Genomic DNA, 26168 nt, shown 5'->3' with positions numbered 1-26168 from the left:
AATCATATTACAACGATCCAGTGCCGTAATATAGAATCGCCGAGTGCCTGCCATGTCGTCAGACTTTCCTTCTACCCTGCCCCGGCGCGCCCTTCTTCTGGGAGGATTGGCCTGCGCAGGATCTGCGACATTCCTGCGGGGAACGTCCGCCCTTGCGGCGACGACACTGCTCAACGTTTCTTATGACCCCACGCGTGAGCTTTATCGTGGAATCAATGCGGCTTTTTCTGAAAACTGGAAGGACAGCAGCGGATCGTCCGTAACGGTCCGCACGTCCAACGGTGGTTCCGGCGCACAGGCCCGTTCCGTGCTGGAAGGCGCACCCGCTGACGTCGTGTCTCTCGGTCTGGCCCGCGATATCGACATGCTGGCGCAGAAAGGTCTCGTGGCGGCGGACTGGCAGAAACGGCTGCCTCACAATTCCACGCCATTCACCAGCACAATTGTGTTCCTTGTCAGAAAGGGAAACCCGAAGGCCATCCACGATTGGCCTGATCTGGTGCGGGGAGACGTTCAGGTCGTCACCCCCAACCCGAAAACGTCCGGTGGTGCGCGGTGGAATTATCTTGCGGCATGGGGTTGGGCGCTGCACCAGAAAGGCGGCACGGATGCGTCGGCTCGCGCCTACCTTCAGGCGCTTTTCCAGCATGTGCCGGTGCTGGATGCCGGAGCGCGTGGGGCCACCAACAGCTTCGTGCAGCGTGGTCTGGGTGACGTGCTGATTGCGTGGGAAAATGAAGCCCTGCTCGCAGCGCATGAACTCGGGCCGGATCGGTTCGACATCGTCGTGCCGTCCCTCTCCGTTCTAGCGGAACCACCGGTTGCGCTGGTGGATCATAACGTCCGCACGCACGGCACTACCACCGTCGCGCAGAACTATCTCGAATTCCTCTACACGCCCAAGGCGCAGGATATCGCAGCGCAACACTATTTTCGCCCAACCGACAGTGCGGTGGCGCATGCTCATGCCACACAGTTCCCGAAAGTGAAGACCTTCGACATTGCCAGTCTGGGCGGCTGGGCTGCGGTTCAGAAAAAGCATTTCGCGGCGGGAGAGATCTTCGACCAGATCTATACGCAACATGGCTGAGGCGACCCTGTCCGTGCGTTCCCGCACCAGCGATCCCCTACCCGGCTTCCGTCTGGCGCTGTTTTCAACCCTGCTGTGGGCCGGGTTGATTGTCGTTCTGCCGTTGACCGCGCTTATCGTCCGTCCTTGGCAAGAAGGGCTCGGCGCGATGACGATGGCCCTGCATGATGGTCGTATGTTCGCGGCCCTGCGGGTCAGTTTCGTCACGGCTTTCATCGCCGCCCTAATCAACGTGCCTGTCGGCCTGCTGCTGACATGGACACTCGTGCGGGTGCGGCTTCCAGGACGACGGATTGTGGATGCGCTGATTGACCTGCCGTTCGCCATTCCAACCGCCGTGACAGGCATCACGCTGGCCACGCTGTATGGACCGCAGGGATGGCTCGGCAAGCCGCTGGCGCATCTCGGCATCAGCATTGCCTACTCGACCGCCGGCATTGTCGTGGCGCTGATGTTTGTCGGCCTGCCGTTCATCGTTCGCAGCGTCGAGCCGGTCCTGCGCGGCCTGCCTCCGGAGCAGGAAGAAGCAGCGGGACTGCTGGGCGCAAGCTCATGGCAGACCGTGTGGCGTGTGGTGCTGCCCTCACTGCTCCCGGCCACGGTCAGCGGCTTCGGTCTGGCGTTCGCTCGTGGCATCGGTGAATACGGTTCCGTCATTTTCATCGCCGGAAACCAGCCTTTCAGAACCGAAATTGCTCCCCTGCTGGTGGTCGTCCGCCTTCAGGAATTCGATTACGCGGGTGCGACCTCCATCGCCTTCATCCTGCTTGTCGCCTCCATGCTCTGCCTTGCGGGTGTCGCCATGCTGCGCCGACGTGTGGCGCGTGGCCTGATCACGGGAGTGAACTGATGAGCGCTCTCACCCGCTGGTCGCTGGTCGTCGCCACATGGCTCATTGTGGCCATCGTTCTCATCCTGCCGCCGCTTCTGGTTCTCTCGGAAGCCCTGCGCGATGGACTTCCAACGGCCCTACAATCTCTGGCTGACCCGGATGCTATCTCCGCGATCAGGCTGACAGTCGAGATGACGGTTTTGTCTGTCGTCATCAACACCGTGTTCGGCGTTCTGGCGGCGTGGCTGATCTCGAAATACCGGTTCCCCTTCCGCGGCGTGCTGGTGGCCCTGATCGAAATCCCGATCAGCGTGTCCCCTGTGGTCGCCGGCCTGGTGTGGCTGCTGCTGTTCGGCTCACAGGGCTGGTGGGGCGCGGCGCTGGATCATTACAATATCCACATCGCTTTCGCTCCTGCCGGTATCCTGCTGGCAACGTTGTTCGTGACTTTCCCTTACGTCACGCGCACGATCCTGCCTCTGATGGAGCAGCAGGGCCGTGACGCGGAAGACGCCGCCACGCTGCTGGGCGCGTCCTTCTGGCAGATCCTCTGGCGCGTCACCCTGCCGGATGCCCGTTGGGCACTGCTCTCAGGCATCCTGCTCACCACAGCCCGCGCCATGGGTGAATTTGGCGCGGTGTCCGTCGTGTCCGGCCATATTCCGGGGATGACAGAAACAATGCCCCTGCACATCGAAACCCTCTATAATGGCTATCAGTCGGTCGCAGCGTTTTCCATGGCGGCCCTTCTGGCCATTATGGCCATGACGACAGTGGGATTCAGGGCCTTTTTTGAAAACCGGGCACGACGTGCCGCGCTGGCTGGAGATGCCGGATCATGAGCGTACACATCGAAAAACTCATCCGCCGCGCACCGGGCAATCCGGACCGTATCCTGCTTGATCAGGTCTCCGTTGATATTCCCGATGGTTCGTTTGTCGCACTGGTCGGCCCCTCCGGCGCTGGCAAGACGACCCTGCTGCGCTCCATCGCAGGACTGGACCCGCATTCATCCGGGCTGCTGACAATCGACGGACGGGACTCATCCGAACTGACGCCCCGTGAGCGCAATGTCGGATTTGTGTTTCAGAACTACGCCCTGTTCCAGCACATGACCGTGGCGAAAAACATTTCCTTCGGTCTCGACGTTCTGCCGGGCCGCGAGCGTCCAAGCAAAACCGAGATCGATGCCCGCGTGAAGGAGCTGCTGGAACTGATCCAGCTTCCCAATCTCGGTAACGCCTATCCACAACGTCTGTCCGGCGGGCAGCGTCAGCGTGTGGCGCTCGCCCGTGCTCTGGCGACAAACCCGAAGCATCTGCTGCTGGACGAGCCGTTCGGCGCACTCGATCCGGTCGTGCGGCGGACAGTAAGAGAATGGCTCCGCTCCTTGCATGACCGGCTTGGGCTCACCACTATCCTTGTGACACATGATCAGGAAGAGGCGCTGGACGTCGCTGACAGGCTGGTCGTGATGCAGGATGGGCGGATCGTGCAGGATGCGGATGCAGCCGAGCTTGAAGCCCATCCGGCCACACCGTTTGTCATGGAATTTCTGGGGGAGACGCTGACATTCCGGGGGACCGTTTCCGGCGGCCTCTTCCTGCCAGAAACATCGCATGTCGTGCCGTTCCCGGTGGCGATTGATCAGGACGGACCGGCGGTCGCGCTGATCAGACCTCACGAGGTACGACTGACCGCGGACGCGGGTGGCGCGCCGGTTCGCCGCATCGGCTCGCGATATGGACTGTCCCGGCTGGCGGTTGATCTGAACGGACGGATTGTGGAAGTTCTGGGCGCGAGCAATGAGCAGATTTTTCCGTCCGGAGCCAAACTGCATATCGATGCAGCGCGTTTGTTTCGTGACGGAGCGCTGCTGAGCATGAAAGATGGTCGGCACGCCGCTGCCGCGTGATATTCAACAGACTGAAAGCGTGATTTCAAGCTTTCCTGTTGTCATGAGGGACGCAAAAGCGTAGTTGATTGGCCCCGGCACCAGCCGGAACGCCTGTTCAGGGGATTTATTTCGACGTGGTGGACATCAGAAGCAACAGACGCGATGCAGACGGGCAGAGCGTCATCACTGCCAACCGGTTGCTGGACGGTATTACTGTCTGGCGGGCCGCCGATGGCTCGTGGAAAGAACGCATCGCTGAGTCCGCTCTCGTTTCCAATACAGAAGTCGAAGACCTTCTGTCCTCATTAAAGGGCAAGGCGCAGGAACTGGGGCTGGTCGGCATCTATGGCGTTCAGGTGCAGGACGACACGGACGGCAAGATCATTCCCGTCACAGCCCGCGAGCGCATCCGCGCCTTCGGCCCTTCCGTCCATCCCGAATTTTCTCCACTCTGAGAGGTGCGCCATGTCAACCGAAACCATGACACGCGCTGAAGCGGCTCCCGCCGTGCTGCCAGTCGGCCGCTACGGCTACGATCAGGTCGATCGCACCTTCCTGCGTGAGCGGATCGAGCAGTTTCGTGATCAGGTCAATCGTCGCATTGCCGGTGACCTGACCGAAGAAGAATTCAAGCCGCTGCGCCTGATGAACGGGCTGTATCTCCAGCTTCACGCCTACATGCTGCGCGTGGCCGTGCCTTATGGCACGCTGGGCAGCAAGCAGGTCCGCGCCCTCGCCCGCATCGCGCGCGAGTTCGACAAGGGATACGGACATTTCACCACGCGCCAGAACATCCAGTTTAACTGGATTAAGCTGGAAGACACCGTGGCGGCGCTGGAAGTACTGGCGGAAGCCGACATGCACGCCATCCAGACCAGCGGCAACTGCATCCGCAACATCACATCGGACGAGTTCGCTGGCGCTGCGAAAGACGAGTTGCTTGATCCGCGCGTGCATGCGGAAATCCTGCGTCAGTGGTCCACACTGCACCCGGAATTCACCTTCCTACCGCGTAAGTTCAAATTCGCCATTTCCGGCAGCCCGCATGATCGCGTTGTCGCACGCTTCCACGATATCGGCCTGATTGCCCGTCCCGGCCCGCACGGACGGCCTGTTTTCGAGGTGTTCGTCGGTGGTGGGCTTGGCCGCACGCCGATCGTGGGTGTCAGCCTGCGTGACGATCTGCCGGAAGAAGATCTGCTCGCCTATATGGAAGCGATCCTGCGCGTCTATAACGCTCACGGACGTCGGGATAACATCTACAAGGCGCGCATCAAAATCCTTGTGCAGGCCCTTGGCACAGACGAATTCCGTCGTCAGGTCGAGGAAGAATTCGTCGCCATGGATCGGGCGCGCTATCGCATTGAGCCCGCGCTTGTGGCAGCGATCAAGGCCCGCTTCGGCGCTCCGGACTTCGCACCGGAAGGCAACGCTGCCGCCGGGCTGGCCGAAGACCGTCGTCGTGACATCGCGTTCGACGCCTGGATCCGCACCAACACGCATGAGCACAAGGCGCCGGGCTATATCTCGGTTGTCATCTCGCTGAAACCGGCGGGCGGCATTCCGGGCGATGCGACCGCTGAACAGCTTGATCTGCTGGCCGATCTCGCCGACGAATTCAGCTTTGGCGAACTGCGCGTGACCCATCTCCAGAACGTGGTTCTGGGTCATGTCCGGCAGGATCAGCTTCACACGGTCTGGCAGCGTCTGTCGCAGGCGGGTCTTGGTACGCCGAACGTGAACTTCATCACCGATATCGTCGCCTGCCCCGGCCTCGACTATTGCGCGCTGGCCAATGCGCGTTCGATCCCCATCGCGCAGAAGCTCAGCTCCCGGTTTGCCGATCTGGAATTGCAGCGTGAAATTGGTGATCTACGGATCAATATTTCGGGCTGCATCAATGCCTGCGGCCATCACCATGCCGCGCATCTGGGCATCCTTGGCGTGGACAAACGCGGACAGGAAGCATTCCAGATCACGCTCGGCGGCTCAGGTGAGGAAGATGCGTCCATCGGCCAGATCCTCGGCCCGGCCATGGCTGAGGATGAAACAGTCGATGCCGTTTCCAGACTGATTGACCTCTATCTCGTGCGTCGTGAAAACGGCGAACGGTTTCTTGATACCTATCGCCGCGTCGGCACGGCTGCCTTCAAGGATGTTGTTTATGCCCCTGCTTGAGAACGGCCATCCGGTCGAGGATACATGGCGCTATGCTGTCGAAGGTGAAGCGCTTGGCGCGGGGGATGTCATTGTCCCTCTTGATCGCCTGAGCGAAGGTCTTGGACGGTCGGAAGGACGGCTTGGGGTTGTGCTTCCGAACAGTGAAGCTGTGTCAGTTCTGAAAGAGGCTCTGCCGAAACTGGCTGTTGTCGTCGTCACCTTCCCGATTTTTCGGGATGGCCGTGCGTTCAGTCAGGCTCGCGCCCTTCGGGAGCATCTGCATTTCACGGGGAAAATCCGGGCTTCCGGCCATATTCTTCCCGATCAGTATGAGTTCCTGATCCGCTGCGGTGTGGATAGCGTGGAAGTTTCCGGAAACGCCGATATGGCAGTATGGGAAGAAGCGCTCCGTCGTTTCACGATCGCCACCCAGCCCTCCCCAGTACTGGATGAGAAACCTACAGGCTTCGGACTGCGCCGCTTTCTCGCGACGCCCTGAACCATAAAGTAGACGTCTGAACCCGACAAAGGCTGTGACCTGATGGACATCAGGTCACAGCCTTTTTATTTGCCATTATATTTCTTGAAAATACAGCTGTTTATCTTTCGATGAACATAAATCTGCATGATTAAATATGACTGATACAAAGTATAGTCTGAGTATTGTGCATCATGGTGTTGAAGCGATTAAAGCATATCGTACCATTTCTGGCATCCAGCAAGATAATGAAATGCCAGAAATTTTCTTAGGTGGACAAATTGCAATCGGACTAAACCGCGAGCTTGGTCTTCAAGTTCATATCGAAAGACCATACCTTAGAATAATGAAAGAACTAGGGGTCACAATAAATGACCAGATCATTGAGGATATGGGCGGTTTGCGTGCAGATATTGCAATATATCGAGAAGGAAAGCCTCTTGCGATTATTGAATTTAAAATTTGTGACGAAAGAGATCGTCGTGGAGGGAAACTACTCGCAGATCTTGAGAAAATGAATCAACTATCAAGTCAGACAAAAATTTCTACCTACCTTGGCGTTCTCCTGACAGACACTGCGAACGCAACATGCGCAGAACGCAGAAAAACTTTAGAGACTGTTCTAGGACAGAAGTTTGAACAAGCATCAAATCTCGAACCTGCGGGTAATAATGCTGAATGGCACAGGCAATTTATAGCTGGCAGATTTAACTAAATCTGCTTCTCCCGTTTTCTAGACACACATTTCTGTAAAAACAAAAGGATTTATAAATAAAATCCATAAAAACAATAATACTATAATTATAAAATAACTTTCATATCTCATTCGAATTCCCAATCAACAAAATGTCCTAACTTTTCTCACCCTCATGAAAAAGTTAGAGCCGCCTGCTCAAAGAATGCTGTGCGGTCAGGAAAAATTGTTCCTATGGTGTGAGAACCAAAAATAACAATATCGAATCAAGAACATGCCCCCAAAAGACCTGTTTTCCCTTCATGGTCGTCGCGCCCTTATCACCGGATCTTCACGTGGAATCGGTCTGGCTCTTGCCAGAGGGCTTGGCGAGTACGGTGCCGAGATTGTTCTGAACGGGCGCAATCGGGACGCTCTTGCACAGGCACAGTCTCAATTGAAAGAGGCAGGCATAACATCCTCCCTCTCCTCTTTTGATGCGACGGACCAGACTGCCGTTCTCTCTGCTGTCGAGACAATCGAGCAGAATGACGGTCCCATTGATATCCTGATCAACAATGCGGGTATCCAGCGACGCGCTCCGCTGGAAGATTTTTCTCGTGAGGACTGGGATGCGCTCATGGCGACCAATCTCAACGCTGTCTTCTTCGTGGGACAGGCCGTCGCGCGCCACATGATCCGCCGAAAAAGAGGAAAGATCGTCAATATCTGCTCTGTACAGAGCGAACTTGCCCGCCCCGGAATTGCTCCCTACACAGCGGCAAAAGGTGCAGTGAAAAACCTGACAAAGGGAATGGCGACGGACTGGGCGAAATATGGCCTGCAGATCAACGGGCTTGCGCCCGGTTATTTTGAAACGGACATGAATGCAGCGCTTGTAAAAGATAAAGATTTTACAGAATGGCTATGCAGACGGACCCCCGCCGCACGCTGGGGCAAGGTCGAGGAACTTATCGGAGCCGCCGTGTTTCTTTCCTCTGACGCCTCCAGTTTTGTAAACGGTCATATCCTGATGGTGGATGGCGGTATCACCGCTTGCCTGTAGAACGTATCCATAACCGCTTGCGCTATTCAGAGACAGCGCTGAAACACAGGAGAAAACATCTCTGAAGACCGGCAGTCTCATAATCGGAAATAACAATAAAAATGAGCCCACTGTTCGCTATTATCCTGACCACATGTGCCATCCTCAGCATCATTGTGCTGATTGCGCGTTTTCGCCTGAACCCGTTCATCGTCCTGTTCGTCACCTCGATTGTCATTGCGCTGATAGCCGGGATGCCTGCTGACAAGGTGGTCGGCTCGTTCGAAAATGGAGCCGGTCATGTGCTCGGACATGTGGGCACGGTCATCGCGCTCGGGACCATGCTGGGGAAAATGCTGACCGAGTCAGGAGGCGCTGACCAGATCGCCCTGACAATTTCCCGCAAGGCGGGCCGTGGGCATGCGGACTGGGCCATGATGGTCATCGGGCTACTGGTGGGGCTGCCTGTCTTCTTTGAAATCGGCTTCGTGCTGCTGATCCCGATCGTCTTCGTGCTGGCGGCACGGACAAACACATCCCTTCTGCGTATCGCGCTGCCCATGGGGGCCGCTCTTTCCGTGACCCATGCGCTGATCCCGCCGCATCCGGCGGCCTTGCTCGCTGTCAGCGCCTATCACGCCAATATCGGCAAGACCATTTTCTACGGACTGCTTGTCGGCATCCCCACCGCCATCATTGCCGGGCCGATCTTTGGACGGTTTGCAGCCAGCCGCGTGCCTCTGCTCGAGGAGAACCCGCTGGCCGCACAGTTTGTCAGCGCCGAGCCTCCCGAGAACATGCCCGGCTTCGCTGTGACGCTGCTGACCATTCTTTCTCCGGTTATCCTGATGCTTCTGGGCTCCAGCGCGGATTTCATCTCGGCGCCGCATACTGCCCTCAATGTCAGTCTGCACTTCCTCGGCAACACGGTCATCGCCCTGACGCTGGCGACCATCCTCTCCTTTTATGTGCTCGGTCTGGCGCGCGGTTTTTCACGAGAGACGATCCTTCGTTTTTCGACAGAATGCCTTGGCCCTACAGCACTGATCATGATTCTTGTTGGTGCAGGCGGTGGATTTGGCAAGGTCCTGATCGATAGCGGCATCTCGGATGCCATCACGCATGCGGCTCTGGGCGCTCACATGCCTCTGCTGGTTCTGGCGTGGCTGCTGGCGGTCATTGTCCGTGTCGCCTGCGGTTCCGCGACCGTCGCCATGGCCACGGCTTCGGGGATCGTCGCCCCCATTCTCAGCCATGCGCCGAACATCTCACCAGAACTCATGGTTCTGGTCACAGGCGCAGGTTCCGTGGCGCTCGGTCCGATGAACGACGCCGGATTCTGGCAGATCAAGGAATATCTCGGTCTGACCGTCCCTCAGACACTCAAGACATGGTCTGTTCTGGAAACGCTGATTGCCGTATGCGGGCTGGCTTTCTGTCTGATCGGCTCACTGTTTCTGCCCTGAGTGTCTCCCTGAAAGCTGGACTCCTCTCAGGGCCATTGCGTGCGTTCTGAACACTGCGACAGGATTTCAACTTAACCTGTCGAGAAATATTTATTCAGGACTCCGGCGGTCCTGTAATATTCAAAAATACGTTCAAGAAATATTTTGGGATAGCACCACATTTTTCAGGTGACTGTTCCAAACAAAATGAGTCCCTTTCATTACAATTGATGCACGTCAAAGACGCATTTCTTTTCCACCATTAAATAATTATCAAAATTGAGTGGGTCCTGCGCGGGCCCCTCCCTCCTGAGGGAGGCCTGTAAATTCAGAATGCCAATTCCAGAAAATGGATACTGATCAATGAGCCTTAACATCGCGGCGATCAGGGAAAGGGAACAGGGAGAGCGACGCGTTGCGCTTATCCCTCTGGTGGCCCAGCGCATCCAGCATCTCGGCTGCACGACGGCCCTCGAAACCGAGGCCGGTTCAGCTTCCTTCTACCCCGACGCATCCTACAAAAACACGACGATACAGAGCGATGTCGGAACACTGCTCGCCAGCGCCGACATCGTCCTTGCCGTCAATCCACCCACCCCGGACATGATCGCCAGAATGCGGTCAGGCTCCATCCTGATTTCCTTCATTTACGGGCGCACACACCCGGATGTGGTCAAGGCGTTGCAGGCGCAGAAAATCACCTGCTTCGCCATGGAACAGATCCCCCGTATCAGTCGCGCGCAGGCCATGGACGCCCTGTCCAGTCAGGCCACGCTGGCCGGATATTACGCCGTTCTGCTCGGCACCGTGCACATGCCGAAGATCCTTCCCATGATGACCACGGCTGTCGGTTCGCTGAGAGCCGCTCAGGTGCTGGTGATGGGTCTGGGTGTCGCCGGCCTGCAGGCACTGGCGACCGCGGGACGTCTGGGCGCTGTGACCGAAGGGTATGACGTCCGGCCCGAGACGAAAGAAGAAGCGCACTCTCTTGGTGCAAAGTTTGTCGAAACCGGCGTGGATGCCACCGGTCAGGGTGGCTATGCCCGCGAACTGACCGCTGACGAGAAGATCAAGGTCAAGGGTGTGCTGTCGGACCACATCGCCCGCGCCGATTTGATCGTCACCACGGCCGCCGTGCCGGGTCGGAAAGCGCCGCGCCTGATTGACGCGGAGCAGATTTCAAAAATGAAGCCCGGCTCAGTCATCATCGATATGGGCGCTGAAGGCGGCGGCAACTGTGAAGGCACTGTCGCCGGTCAGAGCGTTCAGGTCGGCCCCACCCTTCTTGTAGGCCCGGTCAACCTGCCGTCCTGTCTCTCCGAACAGGCCAGCGAGCTTTATTCGAAAAACATCCTGAATCTGCTTCAGCAGATCATCAAGGACGGAAAACTATCGCTCGACATGACGGACGAAGTGATCGCCAAGACGCTCGTCACGCACGACGGAAAGATCACAAACGACGCCGTGCGTGAAGCTGTCGAAGGACCTGCTCCAACAACAGCGCCAGCACCGCCTCCGGGCGCGGCACCGACCACCGGATCGAAAGGGTAATCCAATGCCAGTGACATCCATGACTTTCATCATAGCGCTTTATATTTTCATGCTGGCGGCTTTCACCGGATATGTCGTCATCAGCCGCGTGCCGTCGATCCTGCACACCCCGCTGATGTCAGGCTCCAACTTCATCCACGGCATCGTCGTTGTGGGCGCTCTCAGCGTGCTGCTGTCCGCCACCACCATTCCTGAGCAGGTCATCGGTTTTGTCGGCGTGCTGTTTGGCGCGGGCAACGTGATGGGCGGTTACGTCGTCACGGATCGCATGCTGGCGATGTTCAAGCCCAGCAGCCAGAAACCGACGCAGAAAGCGCAGGACGGGAAGGCCTGATCCAATGAGCGCTGTTGATTATATCATCGGTCTGAGCGGGCTCGTCGCCTCCGGACTGTTCATTTATGGCCTCAAGGGGATGTCCTCGCCTGTCACGGCGGTGCGCGGCATCGTCATCGCAGGCTGGGGCATGGCCTTTGTTGTCGCCATCGCTTTTCTGCAGGCGTTCAACGTCTCGGACGAGGTTCTGCCTCACCTGCCCGTCAATCTGGGGCTGGCGGTGTTCGCCCTGCTCCTCGGCGGCGCATGGGCCGGCTGGAGAGGCAAAACCGTCGCCATGACGGCGATGCCGCAGATGGTGGCCCTGTTCAATGGCATGGGTGGCGGTTCCGCTGCCGCCATCTCGGCTGTCGCCCTCCTGCGTCACAACGAGACGGATGCGCTGCATCTGGGCGTGACGGTGCTGGGTGGCCTGATCGGCAGTATCTCGCTGACAGGTTCCCTCATCGCCTGGGCCAAGCTCGACGGACGCCTGAAAAATCCCATGCGGTTTGGTGGGCAGCAGATCTTCAACCTTGTGGTTTTCCTTGGAACCCTTGTGCTGGGCGCAATGGCTGTTGTCAGCCAGATGCAGGGTGCGCCGGAAGCCGGTCTGTTCTCGCTGCTGTTCTTCCTCGGCGCGTTGTTCTTCGGCCTCTGCATGACCGTGCCGATCGGTGGCGCGGACATGCCGGTGGTGATCTCTCTCTACAACGCCTTTACGGGTCTGGCTGTCGGTCTTGAAGGCTATGTCATGGCTGACCCGGCCCTGATGATCGCCGGTATGGTCGTCGGCTCCGCCGGCACGCTGCTGACACTGCTCATGGCCAAGGCGATGAACCGTTCGATCGCCAACGTGCTGTTCAGCAACTTCGGGGCGTCTTCCGGCAAGGCGGCAGGCGGTCCCGAAGGCAAGATGAAGTCCACGGACCCGGCCGACGCCGCCGCCACGATGCGTTACGCTTCCAGCGTGATCATCATCCCGGGTTACGGACTGGCCGTGGCGCAGGCCCAGCAGAAACTGTACGAGATGGTGAAGATGCTTCAGGCCGCTGGTGTAGATGTCAAATTCGCCATCCATCCGGTTGCTGGACGTATGCCGGGCCACATGAACGTGCTGCTCGCCGAAGCCGGTGTGCCGTATGACATGATCTACGACATGGACGACATAAACGACAGCTTCAAGACGACCGACGTCGCCCTCGTCATTGGCGCGAACGACGTGGTCAACCCGTCTGCCCGCACCGACAAGTCCTCGCCGATCTACGGCATGCCGATCCTCAACGCCGATCAGGCGAAGCAGGTGTTCGTCATTAAACGTGGTCAGGGCACAGGCTATTCGGGCGTGCAGAACCCGCTGTTCTTCCTGCCGAACACCACGATGGTTTTCGGTGATGCGCAGGCAGTGCTGAGCAAGATGGTCGAGGCTCTCAAGGCTCTCGGAACCAACTGAAGATTGATAAAGGAGACCAGATCCATGGCAGGCAAGATGAAGGCGGCAGTCGCCCACGAATTCAACAAGCCCCTGACGATCGAGGAACTCGACATCCCGACGATCAACCAGAATCAGATTCTGGTGAAGATGGACGCATGTGGTGTGTGTCATACGGACCTGCACGCCGTGCGTGGTGACTGGCCCACCAAACCGACCCTGCCGTTCATTCCCGGCCATGAGGGTGTCGGCCATGTCGTTCAGGTCGGCAGCAATGTGAACTGGATCAAGGAAGGCGACTATGTCGGTGTGCCGTTCCTTTACTCTGCCTGCGGTCACTGTGTGCATTGCCTCGGTGGCTGGGAAACCCTGTGTGAAAAGCAGGAAGACACCGGCTATACCGTCAACGGCTGCTTCGCCGAATATGTCGTGGCGGACCCCAACTACGTCGCCCACATCCCCAAAGGTGCGGACCCGCTCCAGATCGCTCCGGTTCTCTGCGCCGGCCTGACGGTCTACAAGGCGCTGAAGATGACGGAGACGAAACCCGGCGACTGGGTGGCCGTATCCGGTGTTGGCGGTCTGGGCCAGATGGCGATGCAGTATGGTGTCGCCATGGGCAAGAACATGATCGCCGTGGACATTGACGACGAAAAGCTTGCGACAGCCAGGAAACTGGGGGCAGCGCTCGCCGTTAACGCCAGAGACACGGACCCAGCCGCCTTCATCCAGAAAGAAGTAGGCGGCGCTCAGGGTGTGGTGGTCACCGCCGTTTCCCGTATCGCCTTTTCCCAGGCGATGGGCTATGCACGACGCGGCGGAACAATCGTTCTCAATGGCCTGCCGCCGGGAGATTTCCCGGTGTCGATCTTCGACATGGTCATGAACGGAACGACGGTCCGAGGATCAATCGTGGGTACACGGCTCGATATGATCGAGGCGCTGTCATTCTTTGCAGACGGAAAGGTGCATTCGGTTGTGAAACCGGACAAGCTGGAAAACATCAACCGTATCTTTGATGATCTGGAAAACGGTCGCATTGATGGCCGTGTCGTTCTGGATTTCCGGAACTGAGCCCGGCCGCGTCCTGAGCATGAACGCGGCATCCTCAACTGCACCGCAACAAGAAAGGAATTGGGCACATGGCCTACGCAACGACAAATCCATTCACCAATGAACAGATCAAGGTGTTCCCGAACGCAACGGACGCCGAAATTGATACAGCTCTTGATTCGGCTCACAACGCGTTCCTGTCCTGGCGCACCACCTCCTTCGCAGAGCGTGCGAAGGTGATGCAGAAGGCCGCCGACATTCTGCGCGCCAACATCGACGAATATTCAAAGCTGCTGACCCTTGAGATGGGCAAGGTTTTCGGTGAGTCCAAGGCCGAGACGGAACTGTCCGCCGCCATCTTCGAATATTATGCGAAGAACGCCGAGAAGCTGCTGGTTCCTGAAGAGCTGCCCGTCGCCAGCAAGGACGAAGGCCGTGCGAAACTTATCCACCAGCCGCTTGGCATCCTGCTTGCCGTCGAGCCGTGGAACTTCCCGTTCTATCAGGTCGCCCGCATCATTGCGCCGCAGCTCTCGGCTGGTAACACCGTTGTTCTGAAGCATGCGTCCAACGTGCCGCAGTGTGCCGCCGCCATGGACAAGCTGATGATTGAGGCCGGTCTGCCAAAAGGCGCCTTCCAGAACCTGTATCCGTCGCACGATCAGGTGTCCCGCATCATTGCCGATCACCGTGTGCGCGGTCTGGCCCTGACGGGCTCCGAGGGCGCAGGCGCCCGTCTGGCGTCCGAAGCCGGTCAGGCGCTGAAAAAGTGCACCATGGAACTGGGCGGTGCGGACGCCTTCATTGTGCTGGAAGATGCCGATCTCGAGAAGACCGTGAAGTGGGCCGTGTTCGGCCGTCACTGGAATGCCGGTCAGGTCTGCGTGTCTTCCAAGCGCATGATTATTGTGGACGCGGTTTATGACGAGTTCATGAAGCAGTATCGTGCGGGCGTTGCCAAGCTGAAGATGGGCGACCCGATGGACCCGGCCACCACGCTGGCTCCGCTGTCTTCCCAGAAGGCCGCTGACGATCTGAAGAAGCAGGTTGAAGGCGCGGTTGCAGCCGGTGCGAAAGCGGAAGAGATCCCACTGGAAATGCCAAACGCAGGCGCATTCTTCCGCCCCGTCATCCTGACGGACGTGAAGGACGGCAACCCCGCCATGCGCGAGGAGTTCTTCGGCCCGGTCTCCATGATCTTCCGCGTGAAGGACGAAGCCGAAGCCATCCGTATGGCCAATGACAGCCCGTATGGCCTTGGCGGTTCGGTCTTCACGAAAGATGAAGCCCGCGGCGTTCGCGTCGCCGAGCAGATCGAAACCGGCATGGTCTACATCAACCATCCGACAATGGTGAAGGCTGACCTGCCGTTCGGTGGCGTACTGCGCTCCGGCTTCGGTCGTGAACTGATCGGCCTCGGCATCAAGGAATTCGTCAACCACAAGCTGGTCGACGTTGTTGATATCGACGCGCCGTTCTGAAGACTGCCTCTGGAGGCGGAAGAGAAATCCTCCGCTTCCTTACGGTCTGGATCCGGTTTTCCTTTGCGGGGAAACCGGATTTTTTTGTGCCTGATTTGTGGGTGAAATGTCTGGATTGAAGTAGAAACTTATATCAATACTGCGGGCTATTCCGAAACAGGTCCTGCCTCCATCATCATATGATAATGCTGCATCTGTCCGGTTACTTCAAAAATGCGTCAGAAGACATTTCGTCAGACCGAAGCATTTCAAGGCGACACAAGTCGCTACGACAAGATGAAACCAACTATCTTCGTAACCATTCAACTCATCGCTGTAATTCTGGTATTTAGCAACGGCACGCCAGAAAATATGCAACAACTTCTAAACGAGGTTCCACGGAATGACCGCGCTGCAAACACGCTGCACGCTAACCCCATACACGTGAGAAACCATGTCATCCGTCAATACATCTGCGGGAAGCCCTACTGAAACAGGGGCTCCATCTTTCAGCAGAGCCACACGATCGCAGAAACGGGATGCGAGAGCGAGGTCATGCAGAACCACGACAATAGCGGCACCCTTTCGCGACAGATCGCGGAACAGGTTCATCACAGATAAAGCGTGAGCCGGGTCAAGCGCTGCAATCGGCTCGTCCGCCAGTAGAACGGGTGCCCGGACAGCCAGCGCCCGTGAAAGCAGCACTCGCGCCCGCTCTCCTCCCGACAGAGCCGTAACAGCCCGATGGGCAAACTCCAGTGTCCGGGTCTGCAGCAACGCTTCTTCTACGGCCAGACGATCTTCATCGGACTGCCCTTTTCCAAATGGGATACGTCCCAGCGACACAAGCTCCCGCACTGCCATAGGAGGGAGTGTCTCCGCCTCCTGCGGCAGGAATGCTATTCTGTGCGCCCTCCACAAAGCCGCCTTGTCGGCCAGGTTGGCTCCTTCCATCTGCACGCTCCCTTCATCGGGGGGCTGCAGGCCAGCAAGAACACGCAGCAGGGAACTCTTTCCGGCACCGTTCGGTCCTATCAGGCCCAGCACTTCTCCGGCGCGAACGGAAAGCGACACATCGCGGAGAACAACCGTCTTCCCATAACTTAATGTCGCATGATCGACGCGAAGGATTTCAGGACGTGTGTTCATGAGCCGTTTCTTCTCAGAACACTGACGCGCCAGAAAAATAGTGGTGCTCCTGTCAGGGCTGTCAGCACACCGACATGCAGTTCCGTGTGTGTGGGAATGAACCGCGCGCAAATGTCCGCCACCAGAAGAAGGATCGCTCCTCCCAGAAAGGACGGCAGCAGCAGCCGTCCCGGACGGTGCCCCGTCAATGGCCGGAGAAGATGCGGCACGACAAGACCGATAAATCCGATAGCGCCCGCAACGGCGACACCGGAACCAATGGCCAGCGCCGAACCGAGAACGATACGGTTCTGTGCGCCCCACACGCCTTTCAGCGTAAAACCAAGACTCTCGGCCACTTCATCACCGAGCGTCAGCGCATCCAGCACAGGTCCGCTCATGGCCATCAACAGTGAACCCAGAAGAATACCCGGCAGGCAAAGCCAGACCTGAAGCATGGTGCGATCCGCCAGAGATCCCATCAGCCAGTGCATGATTTCAAAGGAAGCATAGGGGCTCGGCACCAGATTGAGCGTCAGGGCCGTCATGGCGGCGAAGAAACTTGTCAGCGCCGTTCCAGCCAGCAGCAGGCTGACAACCCCGCCCTGCCCTGCCAGCCCGAGCAGTAGAGCAACAGCCAGCAGGGCTCCGGCCAATCCGCCTAGCGGAAGCGCGAAACTGAAAGCACCAGCCAGACCGGTATAAAAGACAAGGACAGCCCCCAAGGCCGCGCCGCTGGACACGCCGAGCAGTCCCGGATCGGCAAGAGGATTGCGCAGATACCCCTGCAAAACTGCCCCCGACAGACCTAGCGAGCCGCCAATCATGACGGCGAGGAGCGCACGCGGCAGTCGGAGCTGACCGAGGATCACGGCTCCGACCGTGTCGCGTCCTGCCAGCAGGTCTTCAAGAGCCGGTAGAAAAGGCAGCATGGTTTCGCCACGCACGAGCGCCAGTCCGAACAGCAGGAGCAGCACTGTAGTCAGGGTAATCAGCAGGATACGATCAGGGTGACGGGTCATTTGCCATCTTCCTGTATCATTTTCCGGGCTTTTGACAGCTCTTCGAGCGCATCGAGGGTCTGCGGCAGGCCGCAAAGCCAGAGAGAGGCAGGGATGTTGATCCGGTGCATCCCACGAAAAGCACTTTCCAGCGCATGATTGTCCAGCAATGCCTGCGCCTGCGATGTGCCCTGCCCCGAGCGATCAAGGATCAATAGATCGGGTTGCGCTGCGATCAGTTTTTCCAGCGAGATCGCCTGTCTCCGCTTCCTGCCAACGCTCGTCGCGAAATTTCTGAAACCGGCATGATGCAGCACATCGTCCGGCAATGAATGGGCTCCGGTGACAAAACCATTGGCTGCGTAAATCACCGCCTCCGGTGCATCCGGAGATAACGGCAGGGAGAGACGCGCCAGTCTCTCGTCAAACGCTTGCACCAGAATCTCGCCACGTTCTGGAACGCCAAGCAATTTCGCCATTCTGCGTATGGAGGCGGGAATATCCGCAAGCGACTGGGCTGGGGCAAACATCTCAAGACGTGTACCAACGGATTTTGCCGCCAGCAGGGTCACAGGCATGGTTGATGTGCCAGTCACCACAAGATCAGGCTTCAGCGACAGAATGGTTTCCGTGTTTGTACGAAACGCTGGATAAGAGCGTGCCTTTTCGCACATGGGCGCATTCGCGCAGTCGGACGCCAGTTGGGACAGTCCGACGATGGTCGATGGATCAGCCAGAAGCAGGAGCAACTGGTCTGTGCAGAGATTGAGAGAGATCACCCGACCGGGTGGTTTCCCTGCAACTGTCTCGGCGGCACTGGCAGCCGGATAATGAAAAAAACTGCTTAGCCACAATAGTGCGACGCTTCTCATCACCCCACGAAGACAGCGCATAAACAATCGGTCTTCGGGACGTGGCATCAGGTCTGTCGCTCGCAGAAAAATCTTCAGGCTGCCAAAGGCGTCTCCCTCGTAGCGTATTCAGACTGATGACGCACCCACCCGCCTCTCTGCGCGCCTCTGCTCTGGTTCAACGGGCAGTTTCAGACCACGGCATGGTGAGAGACACACTCCTGCGTACGAAAGTCTTACCCTGCACTGGCGGCGGCAGACTTTTGAGATAATCCATCAGTAATGGTGACGGCTTCTGCGACGCCTCAAGCATTTCACAGGCATGTATTTTTTCAGCGAAACTCAGACCGGTTATCCGGTCATCCATGTAATGGGCCGTCAGTTGGTCAATCCCGCCACGATAATCCGAAAAACGGGAAAAGCTGCTGCCAAAAGCAGCAAGCTGACGGAAGCGACGGTTGCCTGCCTCAAAAGAGATCATCAGGGAGTCAGGCCATGTCGTGACCGGCCAGCCGATCAGCAGATCTTCCTGCACAAGCAGAGTAAACTGGGCTTTTGCCGCCCTGGCGACGGACTCCCCCAACGCAGCCGCTGCTGCACCGTAAATCGAGCAGCGTCCGGCAAAGCGGATGAGGGCATGGATTGTCGCCTGTTCATTCGCCTCCAGCCAGAGAAGAACCCGACGCTCCGATCTTTCCACGGATTTGATCCGGGTGATTTCCCTGCTGATCCGATCACACCGGGCGTTGAACAGGTCGTAGACACCCATAATGGCCAGATCACAGAGCTCCAGCCACACCCTGGCGTCCGGCTGGATATGCGCCACCGCACGAGCGGTCGGAAGGATAATATCGATCTCGTTTCTGGACGCCATGAGCAGCGCCAAAGTGAAACACCACGCCGTGACGCCTCTTGCCGCCGCCTCTTTCAGAAGCAGGGCGAGATCATTTCGGTCAGGAACGACCGGCACCACTGCTTTTCTGGACTGAAAGAAGTGTCGCGCACCCGCAAAGACAATCTGGATTGCGGGAAGAAGCGCTTCAATGCTCGCCGTCCTGATGCCCGAAGTCTCGGACATTTCTTCCAACACGGCAGGTGGTATCGGACGTGAAAGGACATCGGCGGCACGCTGCCACAGCATCTGCGAGGCACGCCACAAAGGGTCCGCCCATTCCATCTCATCCAGTGGATCTCTCTCAGGCAGATGCAGCCCGTCGCCCAGCTCAATAAGCTTCTCGACAAGATGCTCCTGCGGAAAACAGTTCATGATCCAGATACGCAGTGGCTCCAGCAACGTATCCGGGATGGACCGCAGGGCAAGCTCGCTTGACCGCATCCACTCCGTGGAGGGAACGATGATCGGCCACAGCGGGCGGAACAGCAGCGTGAATGAGGTCGCAACGGGCCCCTCAGCAGAAAACTGATCACGCCTGCCATAGGACAGGACAGGAAGCGCCATCCTCAGTTCTCCTTGATATCGTAAAGGAGACTCATGTGAAGCAGTCTCTCGTTGCGTTCTTCGATATAGAGGCCGCGATCAACTTCATGCGGCCAGGACGCGATTGATGGCCTGCTTACACTGGCCAAAGGGGAACGTGCTGCCGACGCATGATTGCTGTGAGACAGAATCTGCGCCAGCGACGCCAGATCGGCCAGCATGTGCACAGCACATGGCGCACGGGGGATCTCCTCAAGCATCAAGGCAAAGCGTACCCAGCCATCAAGGGTGGCGATTTCCCTGATCGCCCCCTCATACGAGACATTGAAATGCGCGAGACGGGCCGGATCGTTGAGAAGTCCTGCATGCGCTCCATAGAGAGCCTCAATGCGTCGCAGCGCTTCCGTGGCCACCATGATCACAGCTGATGTCGTCAGGGCATTCCCTTCGAGAGAATTGAGGGAAGGAGCCAGTCCTCTCAATGCATTCCGGATAATCGCCAGACGGGGTGGAGTGCGTTCATTGAGTGCAAACGCCCCTCTTCCTGCGCGTATGCACTCCGGAGCAAATCCGAGATGGAAAAAAATATTCTCCAGATAGGCCGACAGATCGGGATGCACGGGAATGCCGGTGAGCAGTTCAGACACTTTCCGATGAATGGCTGCCCGCCTGACGGTGCGTCCGTTAGTTGCAATGCGGGCAAGTTTCTGCGTCTCGCGCCCCGCGAATCCTTTGACAGCCGTGTCAAGAAACCGCTCCCTGACGTCCTGTGGCGTCAGGGTCTTGAAAGAGGCTATCTGGCGGATGAGCACCCGGTCGAATGATGTCAGGGTGAAGCCCAGACTGTCCTGTCCTTCTACTCCGGCGACCATCACACCGGTCCCCAAGGGGTTGGGCACGAGAAGCTGAGGCCGTTCATCGGGGTAAACCCTGAGAGCCATGCCACCACAAAGGGGGCTGGCAGTCGGGAGAAAAATGGTGATCCCGGTAGCAAGAGAAAGTGTCTGCCGCATCGGGACAGGATCGACGATGAGAGTCTCCATGGGCAGTCCGGCCATGTCCTTTCAAACATCCAGTATGATGTGAAATACGAAATGCGCTCACTGAAAACGTACTGCTAAAAACCTGCCAGCGGCTAAAAACCTACTGGCACCGGCCAGCCTGACGTGCGATGTCCTCGCCATCCGATATTCACACCGGGAACAATGAACATTCCGTCAAACACCTCGCAGCCCCGCTCCCGCAACGGATCGAAAAAGACCGGCCCCTCCAGAAACGGACAGGCCCGATCAGGCCGCTCCCGTGCGCCCGCCGCGCCGGTTGTGCCGGATCCGACACGGGAAATCGCTTACGACATCGTGCGGGGCGTCATCGAAAACCGTCGCATGCTGGAAACGACGCTCGGCCGGTCGCAGGAAGCGCGTGAGGCCGAGCCGCGCGACCGTGCGGCTGCCCATCGTCTGGGAGCCGCGACTCTTCGTCATCTGGGCACGCTGTCGGCTGTACTCGAGCCTTTCCTCCGCAAGCAGCCTCCGGAACCTGTCCGCGTGGCGCTCCTGATTGGCGCCTGTCAGTTGTTGTTCCTTGAGACACCGCCGCATGCAGCTGTTGGCACCACGGTCAATCTGCTGCGTCGCCGTGACCTCGCGCCCTTTGCCGGACTGGCGAACGCCGTGCTGCGAAAGGTCGCCACACAGGGTGCGACGCTGCTGGAAGGACTTGATCAGGAACGGCTGAACATCCCCGGCTGGATGTGGTCTTCGTGGAAATATCTCGGTCCGGGCGTGGCGCGCAGAATCGCCCGCGGTCTGGCGCAGGAAGCGCCGCTCGATCTGACGTTGAAGCCCGATGCGCCGCCGATGGAGGAAGGAATTGTCCTTCCAACCGGATCGGTGCGCTTCCCGGCTGGAACCCGTGTTCCCGATCTGCCCGGTTTCGAGGAAGGCACGTTCTGGGTGCAGGACGCCGCTGCCGCTCTTCCGGCACGTCTTCTTGCTGCGAAACCGGGTGAGCATGTGGCCGATCTCTGTGCGGCTCCCGGTGGCAAAACGGCACAGCTTGCCTGCACCGGCGCTCAGGTGACGGCGCTGGAGCGTGATCCGGCCCGTCTGGAACGGCTGAAAGAAAATCTCACGCGCCTGAAGCTCGACATGGTCAAAACAGTCTGTGCCGATGCGGCGGCATGGCAGCCGGTGGCGCCGCTCGACGCCATTCTGCTGGATGCGCCGTGTTCCGCCACCGGGACGGCACGTCGTCATCCTGATGCACTGTGGATCAAGCGGCCGCGTGATCTGGCGGCGCTGATTGAAGCGCAGACAGGGCTTCTCGCGGCTGCTGCACGGATGCTGAAACCGGGCGGTCGTCTTGTTTACGCCGTGTGCTCGCTTCAGCAGGAAGAAGGGCCGGATCAGGCCCGCAAGATCGCCGGTCAGTTCGGACTGAAAGCCGACCCGATCAGACCGGAAGAGATGCAGGATCTTCCCGAGGCCCTGACGCCTGAAGGATGGGTGCGCACTCACCCCGGTCTCTGGCCGGATCTTGGCGGAATGGACGGCTTCTTCGCGGCACGCTTCGTCAAGGAAAGCTGAAGGACAGCGGGATGGAAGCAGCCCGGATAGAGCATATCGATACGCCGGAAGGACGCATCCTGTGGCGTGAGATGCTCGGTGTTCTTCCGGGGTTGCGCGCTGTCCTGAATTTTGTGACCAGCAGGCAGGCTACCTCTCCGTCAGGCAGGTTGCTCTGGTATCAGAAGGAACTGTTCGAACGCTGGTTCTTTCGCATCCCGTCCCCTCATACAGGCTGCATGATTCATTCCGGCGATTCCTGGACAGGGCGTCATCAGACGACGTTCTTCCGCTTTCCGGAGGCATCAGACATTGCTCTGGCGAGCTATAGCGGCGGTGAGGGCTTTCCGCTTGGCGCACTGTTCCTTGCAAAGCAGTCTCTTGCCACTGTTTCAGGCGTGGCTTTCGGCAGTCGCACTCTGTCTCTGCTGATTGAAGATGCCGCATCAGCCTTTCAGGCTTTTTCCACGCCGGTCTGGAAAGAGATGCCGGCTCTGTCTTCCGCAACGGCTATTGCTGGTTTTCCGCAATCGGATGATGCGAAAACGCAGTTGCTTGCGCAGGAAGTGGCGGCCCTGAAAGTCTGGCGCGCCCCTGTTGCTCTCAGTTTCCAGCACGTTCCCGGTGATCGTCCCTGTCTTTCGGATAATCGCGCCGGGCATGTTTCTTTCTGTCTTTAGCCCCGCTAGCCGGTGTGCACTGACTGATGCACCGGATTGTGAGGGGTTCAGATTACCGGAAGCCGTTCACGCGAAGACATCAATAATTTTCCTGTAAATCTGCTGTGTTTTTAAAGATTTCCACACCAAGGCAGTCCATTACTCGGACTCACGACCTGATCGTAATGATCTGCTTTCAGACCATCGAACTTCTGCACGCCTCTACCGGGTGTTGATGCCTCGAACTGACGGCCTGTCTGAAACAAACAGGAGCAGTCCATTCGGTTCGCCATCTTAATGACTGATTGCCAATTCATCGTGATCATCAGGAAACTGTTTTATTTGTAACAAAAAAGAAGACGACAAAGACCAGCTTTACTCATTTTATGCAGAACCCCTCAGAACTCCTGTTGCGCCCTTTCCGATGTTTGCCGATAACGAGGCCATGACCAGCATTTCTTCTCCTCTGATTGCACCGAGCATTCTGGCCGCCGACTTCGCCCGACTGGGCGAAGAGGTTGCGGCTATAGAAAAAGCCGGTGCCGACTGGGTCCATCTGGATGTGATGGATGGTCACTTTGTGCCGAATATTTCTTTCGGTCCGGCCATCGTCAAAGCGCTTCGTCCCCACTCGAAGCTGCCGTTCGATGTGCATCTCATGATCGAGCCCGTCGATCCCTATCTGGAAGCATTCGCCAGTGCCGGGGCCGACCATATTACGGTCCATGCGGAGGCCGGTCCTCATCTGCACCGTTCCCTACAGGCCATTCAGGCGCTTGGCGTAAAGGCAGGCGTTTCGCTCTGCCCTGCCACACCGCCGGAAGCCCTGTCGGAAGTGCTCGACATAGTGGATCTCATTCTTGTGATGTCCGTCAATCCGGGATTTGGCGGGCAGAAATTCCTGCATAGCCAGCTTCGGAAAATCAGCACCTTGCGCGGCATGATAAAGTCATCTGGCAAATCAATCCGGCTGGCCGTCGACGGCGGCATTGATCCGGAAACCGCTCCTCTAGCCACTGCCGCAGGTGCGGACGTTCTGATTGCAGGAAGCGCGGTTTACGGACGTGAGGATTATGCGGCCGCCATCAGGGCGCTAAGGAACAGCAACTAAAAACCGCAGTCGTGTAATCCCGGTTGAAGGAGGAGCTTGAGTATGGGTCTGGGCCGATGGTGGCGTGATGCGCGACTTTCTTTTGCGCTGCTCGGTCCTTTGGGTGGCCTGAGATCCATCCCCTCCACTCCGGCACAGACTGTTCGTGACCTCTGGCCCGGCGATGCCGGTAACGGTGAGTTGCTTGTCCGTGGTACAGCCTCCCACGGCGGTGAAACCATCTCGATCCGGAAAGGTGTCTGGTCTGACGAAACATGGTCGCCTTTGTTTCGCGACTGGTTCCAGAGTTTTGAATGGTTACGGGATCTGAGGGAACTCGGTTCAGAGTCTGCACGCGCGCAGGCACGCGCTCTTGTCGCGGACTGGATTGCCCAGCCCATCGGCATGACACTGCTGGAAGACTCCTCGACAACCGGAGCCCGTATCGCCGCATGGCTGGCGCAATACGATTTTTTCGCAGCCTCCGCTGATGAGGACTATCGTCGGGCGCTTCTTCAGAGGATCGTCCTCGAAGCCCGGACGCTTGCCGCCATCCTGCCGACAGACCGTCATGACTGGACGACCCTGCGCGGCCTGAAGGGTCTACTGGCCACGGCGGTCGCCATTCCGGAGCAGAAAGCCTTTCTCAGCCGCTACATGAAGCTGATTGACCCCGAGCTGGACATGCAGGTTCTGCCGGACGGGTGCCATGCCTCCCGCAGTCCCGGCGCACAGCTTCTCGTGCTGCGGGAACTGGCCGAGATGCGCCTGATGCTGCAGTCGGCCCGTATCCCGATGCCGACCACGCTTGCCTCAGCACTTGATCGCATGGCTCCGGTGCTCCGCGCCTTTCGTCATGGGGACGGTCGTCTTGCCCTGTTCAACGGCACATGGCCGCATGATCCGGCCCTGATCAATCTGATTATCGCCCGCGCCATGCCGCGTGGAAACATTCTCGCCCGCAACATGCGCGATGGACGTTTTGTGAGAGCGACATCCGGCAATACCGTTCTGTTTGTGGATGCGGGTGGACCTCCGCCCAAAGGATTTGACGCCCTCGCCCATGGTGGTCTGATGTCGATGGAGCTGTCTTCCGGGCGCTCACAGATTATCGTCAATTGCGGCGCCAGCCCGCGCGCCGGCTGGCACGAGGCCCTGAGAGACGCGCCCGCGCATTCCGTGCTGTCGATCCCGGCCTGTCCTCCCGTGCTCTGGCGGCGGGACGGCTCTGTGGATGTGCGGCCTGATGTCACATGGGAGCATTCTGTCTCTGGCATCGACCATATGATCGAACTGGCGTCAGACTGCTATCGTCCGGTGGGTTGTGGCTCTTACCGCAGACGTCTGTTTCTCTCCGGCGAGGGATCCGATCTTCGGGGAGAGGACAGGCTTGATACGGCAGGCGCTCCACCTGAATTTGTTCTGCGTTTCCATCTCCATCCTTCCGTGCGTGTCGAACTGGAAGAAACAGACATCCTTCTGCATGCCGGTGACGAAGTCTGGAGATTCCGCAGCAACGGTTATTCCACGATAGAAGACAGCATTTATTTCGGGTTCAAGGATCCAATGCCCACGCAGCAGATTGTTGTGCGGCCATCTGAGGTCCAGCCTGCGGTTCCGACTGTTGATGTGAACAGCCAGCCAGAAACCTCGCCTGAAAAACCGAATGAGACGGTGTCCCAGCAGTCTGAAGCCGAACCGACGCCTCCGCCCTCTTCAGAGTCTGAGGAAGAGGTAAAAGAACAGACGCCTTTGGCCAAAGCCATTGAAGCCGCGAAAGAAACCGAGGACACAGTAGATCAGGAAAAGGCTCCTGGTCCGCTCTCTGAAAATGACGCATCGGAAACTGCGCAGACCAGCGATCAGGAAGACAGCCCAGCCGAAGACGGTATCCGAAAGGATGAGGCTTCGGACATGGAATTACCTCCTCCGCCAGTGCCCCCTGTTCTGGCCAATGCCATCCGATGGGCCTTCACGCGCCTTGACGCCTGAAGTCAGGCTGCGG

General features: G+C 58.2%; 23 protein-coding genes and 1 pseudogene. 19 read left to right on the top strand and 5 right to left on the bottom strand.

The window, feature by feature from the left end:
* The first annotated feature begins 52 nt into the window (after nt 1-52).
* The 15 genes from EMQ_RS00345 to EMQ_RS00275 all read left to right on the top strand — a co-directional run bounded on the left by EMQ_RS00345 (nt 53) and on the right by EMQ_RS00275 (nt 15450).
* Nucleotides 53-1090 carry a sulfate ABC transporter substrate-binding protein gene (locus EMQ_RS00345; RefSeq protein WP_010666644.1) on the top strand — a complete coding sequence of 346 codons (1038 nt, stop codon included), beginning with the start codon at nt 53-55 and terminating at the stop codon, nt 1088-1090.
* Entirely contained in the window at nt 1083-1940 is an 858-nt protein-coding gene (gene cysT, locus EMQ_RS00340; protein ID WP_018307666.1) for a sulfate ABC transporter permease subunit CysT, read from the top strand. Before EMQ_RS00345 ends, cysT begins: the two co-directional genes overlap by 8 nt.
* Complete coding sequence (locus EMQ_RS00335; RefSeq protein ID WP_010667090.1) at nt 1940-2764, top strand: sulfate ABC transporter permease; 825 nt, start codon at nt 1940-1942, stop codon at nt 2762-2764. The genes cysT and EMQ_RS00335 overlap by 1 nt, the downstream gene beginning before the upstream one ends.
* Nucleotides 2761-3837, top strand: coding sequence for a sulfate/molybdate ABC transporter ATP-binding protein (locus tag EMQ_RS00330; protein ID WP_010667091.1), 1077 nt, complete (start codon nt 2761-2763; stop codon nt 3835-3837). Before EMQ_RS00335 ends, EMQ_RS00330 begins: the two co-directional genes overlap by 4 nt.
* Nucleotides 3838-3905: 68 nt before the next feature.
* The gene (locus tag EMQ_RS00325; protein ID WP_010667092.1) at nt 3906-4274 is read left to right on the top strand and encodes a DUF2849 domain-containing protein; all 369 of its coding nucleotides are present in this window, start codon (nt 3906-3908) and stop codon (nt 4272-4274) included.
* 10 nt (nt 4275-4284) lie between these two features.
* Nucleotides 4285-5997 (top strand): nitrite/sulfite reductase, encoded by a 1713-nt coding sequence (locus tag EMQ_RS00320; RefSeq protein WP_010667093.1) that lies wholly within the window; start codon nt 4285-4287, stop codon nt 5995-5997.
* A complete protein-coding gene (locus tag EMQ_RS00315) occupies nt 5984-6478 on the top strand; it encodes a DUF934 domain-containing protein (protein ID WP_018307667.1) in 495 nt (164 codons plus the stop codon). Before EMQ_RS00320 ends, EMQ_RS00315 begins: the two co-directional genes overlap by 14 nt.
* A gap of 136 nt (nt 6479-6614) precedes the next feature.
* Complete coding sequence (locus EMQ_RS00310) at nt 6615-7172, top strand: hypothetical protein (protein ID WP_010669352.1); 558 nt, start codon at nt 6615-6617, stop codon at nt 7170-7172.
* 253 nt (nt 7173-7425) lie between these two features.
* On the top strand, nt 7426-8196 hold the full coding sequence (locus EMQ_RS00305) for an SDR family oxidoreductase (RefSeq protein ID WP_018307668.1): 771 nt from the start codon (nt 7426-7428) through the stop codon (nt 8194-8196).
* A gap of 101 nt (nt 8197-8297) precedes the next feature.
* Entirely contained in the window at nt 8298-9641 is a 1344-nt protein-coding gene (locus EMQ_RS00300) for a GntT/GntP/DsdX family permease (RefSeq protein WP_010667755.1), read from the top strand.
* A 342-nt stretch (nt 9642-9983) separates the two neighbouring features.
* Nucleotides 9984-11171, top strand: a complete 1188-nt coding sequence (locus EMQ_RS00295) for an NAD(P) transhydrogenase subunit alpha (RefSeq protein ID WP_010667522.1) — start codon at nt 9984-9986, stop codon at nt 11169-11171.
* 4 nt (nt 11172-11175) lie between these two features.
* Entirely contained in the window at nt 11176-11505 is a 330-nt protein-coding gene (locus EMQ_RS00290) for an NAD(P) transhydrogenase subunit alpha (protein WP_010667523.1), read from the top strand.
* A gap of 4 nt (nt 11506-11509) precedes the next feature.
* Nucleotides 11510-12937 carry an NAD(P)(+) transhydrogenase (Re/Si-specific) subunit beta gene (locus EMQ_RS00285; protein WP_010667524.1) on the top strand — a complete coding sequence of 476 codons (1428 nt, stop codon included), beginning with the start codon at nt 11510-11512 and terminating at the stop codon, nt 12935-12937.
* A gap of 24 nt (nt 12938-12961) precedes the next feature.
* Nucleotides 12962-13990, top strand: a complete 1029-nt coding sequence (adhP, locus tag EMQ_RS00280) for an alcohol dehydrogenase AdhP (RefSeq protein ID WP_010667525.1) — start codon at nt 12962-12964, stop codon at nt 13988-13990.
* 68 nt (nt 13991-14058) lie between these two features.
* Entirely contained in the window at nt 14059-15450 is a 1392-nt protein-coding gene (locus tag EMQ_RS00275; RefSeq protein WP_010667526.1) for an NAD-dependent succinate-semialdehyde dehydrogenase, read from the top strand.
* Nucleotides 15451-15813: 363 nt separating this feature from the next.
* Here the strand turns inward: EMQ_RS00275 and EMQ_RS00270 are convergent.
* The 5 genes and pseudogenes from EMQ_RS00270 to EMQ_RS00250 all read right to left on the bottom strand — a co-directional run.
* A pseudogene (locus EMQ_RS00270) lies at nt 15814-16500 on the bottom strand (ABC transporter ATP-binding protein); the annotation flags it as partial.
* Between the two features lie 74 nt (nt 16501-16574).
* Nucleotides 16575-17579 carry a FecCD family ABC transporter permease gene (locus EMQ_RS00265; protein ID WP_010666278.1) on the bottom strand — a complete coding sequence of 335 codons (1005 nt, stop codon included), beginning with the start codon at nt 17577-17579 and terminating at the stop codon, nt 16575-16577.
* The gene (locus EMQ_RS00260; protein WP_231367893.1) at nt 17576-18451 is read right to left on the bottom strand and encodes an ABC transporter substrate-binding protein; all 876 of its coding nucleotides are present in this window, start codon (nt 18449-18451) and stop codon (nt 17576-17578) included. The genes EMQ_RS00265 and EMQ_RS00260 overlap by 4 nt, the downstream gene beginning before the upstream one ends.
* 136 nt (nt 18452-18587) lie before the next feature.
* A complete protein-coding gene (locus tag EMQ_RS00255) occupies nt 18588-19868 on the bottom strand; it encodes a hypothetical protein (RefSeq protein WP_010666280.1) in 1281 nt (426 codons plus the stop codon).
* 2 nt (nt 19869-19870) lie between these two features.
* Nucleotides 19871-20905, bottom strand: coding sequence for a hypothetical protein (locus EMQ_RS00250; protein WP_010666281.1), 1035 nt, complete (start codon nt 20903-20905; stop codon nt 19871-19873).
* 147 nt (nt 20906-21052) lie between these two features.
* On the opposite strand from EMQ_RS00250, the gene EMQ_RS00245 reads away from it, so the two are divergent.
* The 4 genes from EMQ_RS00245 to EMQ_RS00230 all read left to right on the top strand — a co-directional run bounded on the left by EMQ_RS00245 (nt 21053) and on the right by EMQ_RS00230 (nt 26155).
* Nucleotides 21053-22435, top strand: coding sequence for an RsmB/NOP family class I SAM-dependent RNA methyltransferase (locus EMQ_RS00245; RefSeq protein WP_010666282.1), 1383 nt, complete (start codon nt 21053-21055; stop codon nt 22433-22435).
* Between the two features lie 11 nt (nt 22436-22446).
* The gene (locus EMQ_RS00240) at nt 22447-23094 is read left to right on the top strand and encodes a hypothetical protein (protein ID WP_010666283.1); all 648 of its coding nucleotides are present in this window, start codon (nt 22447-22449) and stop codon (nt 23092-23094) included.
* A gap of 424 nt (nt 23095-23518) precedes the next feature.
* Nucleotides 23519-24184, top strand: coding sequence for a ribulose-phosphate 3-epimerase (gene rpe / locus EMQ_RS00235; RefSeq protein ID WP_026199926.1), 666 nt, complete (start codon nt 23519-23521; stop codon nt 24182-24184).
* Nucleotides 24185-24226: 42 nt separating this feature from the next.
* On the top strand, nt 24227-26155 hold the full coding sequence (locus tag EMQ_RS00230) for a heparinase II/III family protein (protein ID WP_010666190.1): 1929 nt from the start codon (nt 24227-24229) through the stop codon (nt 26153-26155).
* Nucleotides 26156-26168 lie beyond the last annotated feature (13 nt).

The sequence above is a fragment of the Acetobacter aceti NBRC 14818 genome (assembly GCF_000193495.2).
Lineage (GTDB): Bacteria > Pseudomonadota > Alphaproteobacteria > Acetobacterales > Acetobacteraceae > Acetobacter > Acetobacter aceti.
The sequence above is the reverse complement of the archived record's forward strand: the minus strand, read 5'-3'. Positions and strand labels throughout refer to the sequence as shown.

Bases quoted from the DNA above. Each gene is read 5' to 3' on its own strand.
- EMQ_RS00275 (WP_010667526.1), top strand. From the start codon at position 14,059: ATGGCCTACGCAACGACAAATCCATTCACCAATGAACAGATCAAGGTG.
- EMQ_RS00300 (WP_010667755.1), top strand. From the start codon at position 8,298: ATGAGCCCACTGTTCGCTATTATCCTGACCACATGTGCCATCCTCAGC.
- EMQ_RS00255 (WP_010666280.1), bottom strand. From the start codon at position 19,868: ATGGCGCTTCCTGTCCTGTCCTATGGCAGGCGTGATCAGTTTTCTGCT.
- rpe (WP_026199926.1), top strand. From the start codon at position 23,519: ATGACCAGCATTTCTTCTCCTCTGATTGCACCGAGCATTCTGGCCGCC.
- EMQ_RS00285 (WP_010667524.1), top strand. From the start codon at position 11,510: ATGAGCGCTGTTGATTATATCATCGGTCTGAGCGGGCTCGTCGCCTCC.
- EMQ_RS00320 (WP_010667093.1), top strand. From the start codon at position 4,285: ATGTCAACCGAAACCATGACACGCGCTGAAGCGGCTCCCGCCGTGCTG.
- EMQ_RS00260 (WP_231367893.1), bottom strand. From the start codon at position 18,451: ATGCGCTGTCTTCGTGGGGTGATGAGAAGCGTCGCACTATTGTGGCTA.
- EMQ_RS00250 (WP_010666281.1), bottom strand. From the start codon at position 20,905: ATGGCCGGACTGCCCATGGAGACTCTCATCGTCGATCCTGTCCCGATG.
- EMQ_RS00335 (WP_010667090.1), top strand. From the start codon at position 1,940: ATGAGCGCTCTCACCCGCTGGTCGCTGGTCGTCGCCACATGGCTCATT.
- EMQ_RS00290 (WP_010667523.1), top strand. From the start codon at position 11,176: ATGCCAGTGACATCCATGACTTTCATCATAGCGCTTTATATTTTCATG.
- EMQ_RS00310 (WP_010669352.1), top strand. From the start codon at position 6,615: ATGACTGATACAAAGTATAGTCTGAGTATTGTGCATCATGGTGTTGAA.
- adhP (WP_010667525.1), top strand. From the start codon at position 12,962: ATGGCAGGCAAGATGAAGGCGGCAGTCGCCCACGAATTCAACAAGCCC.
- cysT (WP_018307666.1), top strand. From the start codon at position 1,083: ATGGCTGAGGCGACCCTGTCCGTGCGTTCCCGCACCAGCGATCCCCTA.
- EMQ_RS00245 (WP_010666282.1), top strand. From the start codon at position 21,053: ATGAACATTCCGTCAAACACCTCGCAGCCCCGCTCCCGCAACGGATCG.
- EMQ_RS00305 (WP_018307668.1), top strand. From the start codon at position 7,426: ATGCCCCCAAAAGACCTGTTTTCCCTTCATGGTCGTCGCGCCCTTATC.
- EMQ_RS00315 (WP_018307667.1), top strand. From the start codon at position 5,984: ATGCCCCTGCTTGAGAACGGCCATCCGGTCGAGGATACATGGCGCTAT.
- EMQ_RS00230 (WP_010666190.1), top strand. From the start codon at position 24,227: ATGGGTCTGGGCCGATGGTGGCGTGATGCGCGACTTTCTTTTGCGCTG.
- EMQ_RS00265 (WP_010666278.1), bottom strand. From the start codon at position 17,579: ATGACCCGTCACCCTGATCGTATCCTGCTGATTACCCTGACTACAGTG.
- EMQ_RS00295 (WP_010667522.1), top strand. From the start codon at position 9,984: ATGAGCCTTAACATCGCGGCGATCAGGGAAAGGGAACAGGGAGAGCGA.
- EMQ_RS00345 (WP_010666644.1), top strand. From the start codon at position 53: ATGTCGTCAGACTTTCCTTCTACCCTGCCCCGGCGCGCCCTTCTTCTG.
- EMQ_RS00240 (WP_010666283.1), top strand. From the start codon at position 22,447: ATGGAAGCAGCCCGGATAGAGCATATCGATACGCCGGAAGGACGCATC.
- EMQ_RS00330 (WP_010667091.1), top strand. From the start codon at position 2,761: ATGAGCGTACACATCGAAAAACTCATCCGCCGCGCACCGGGCAATCCG.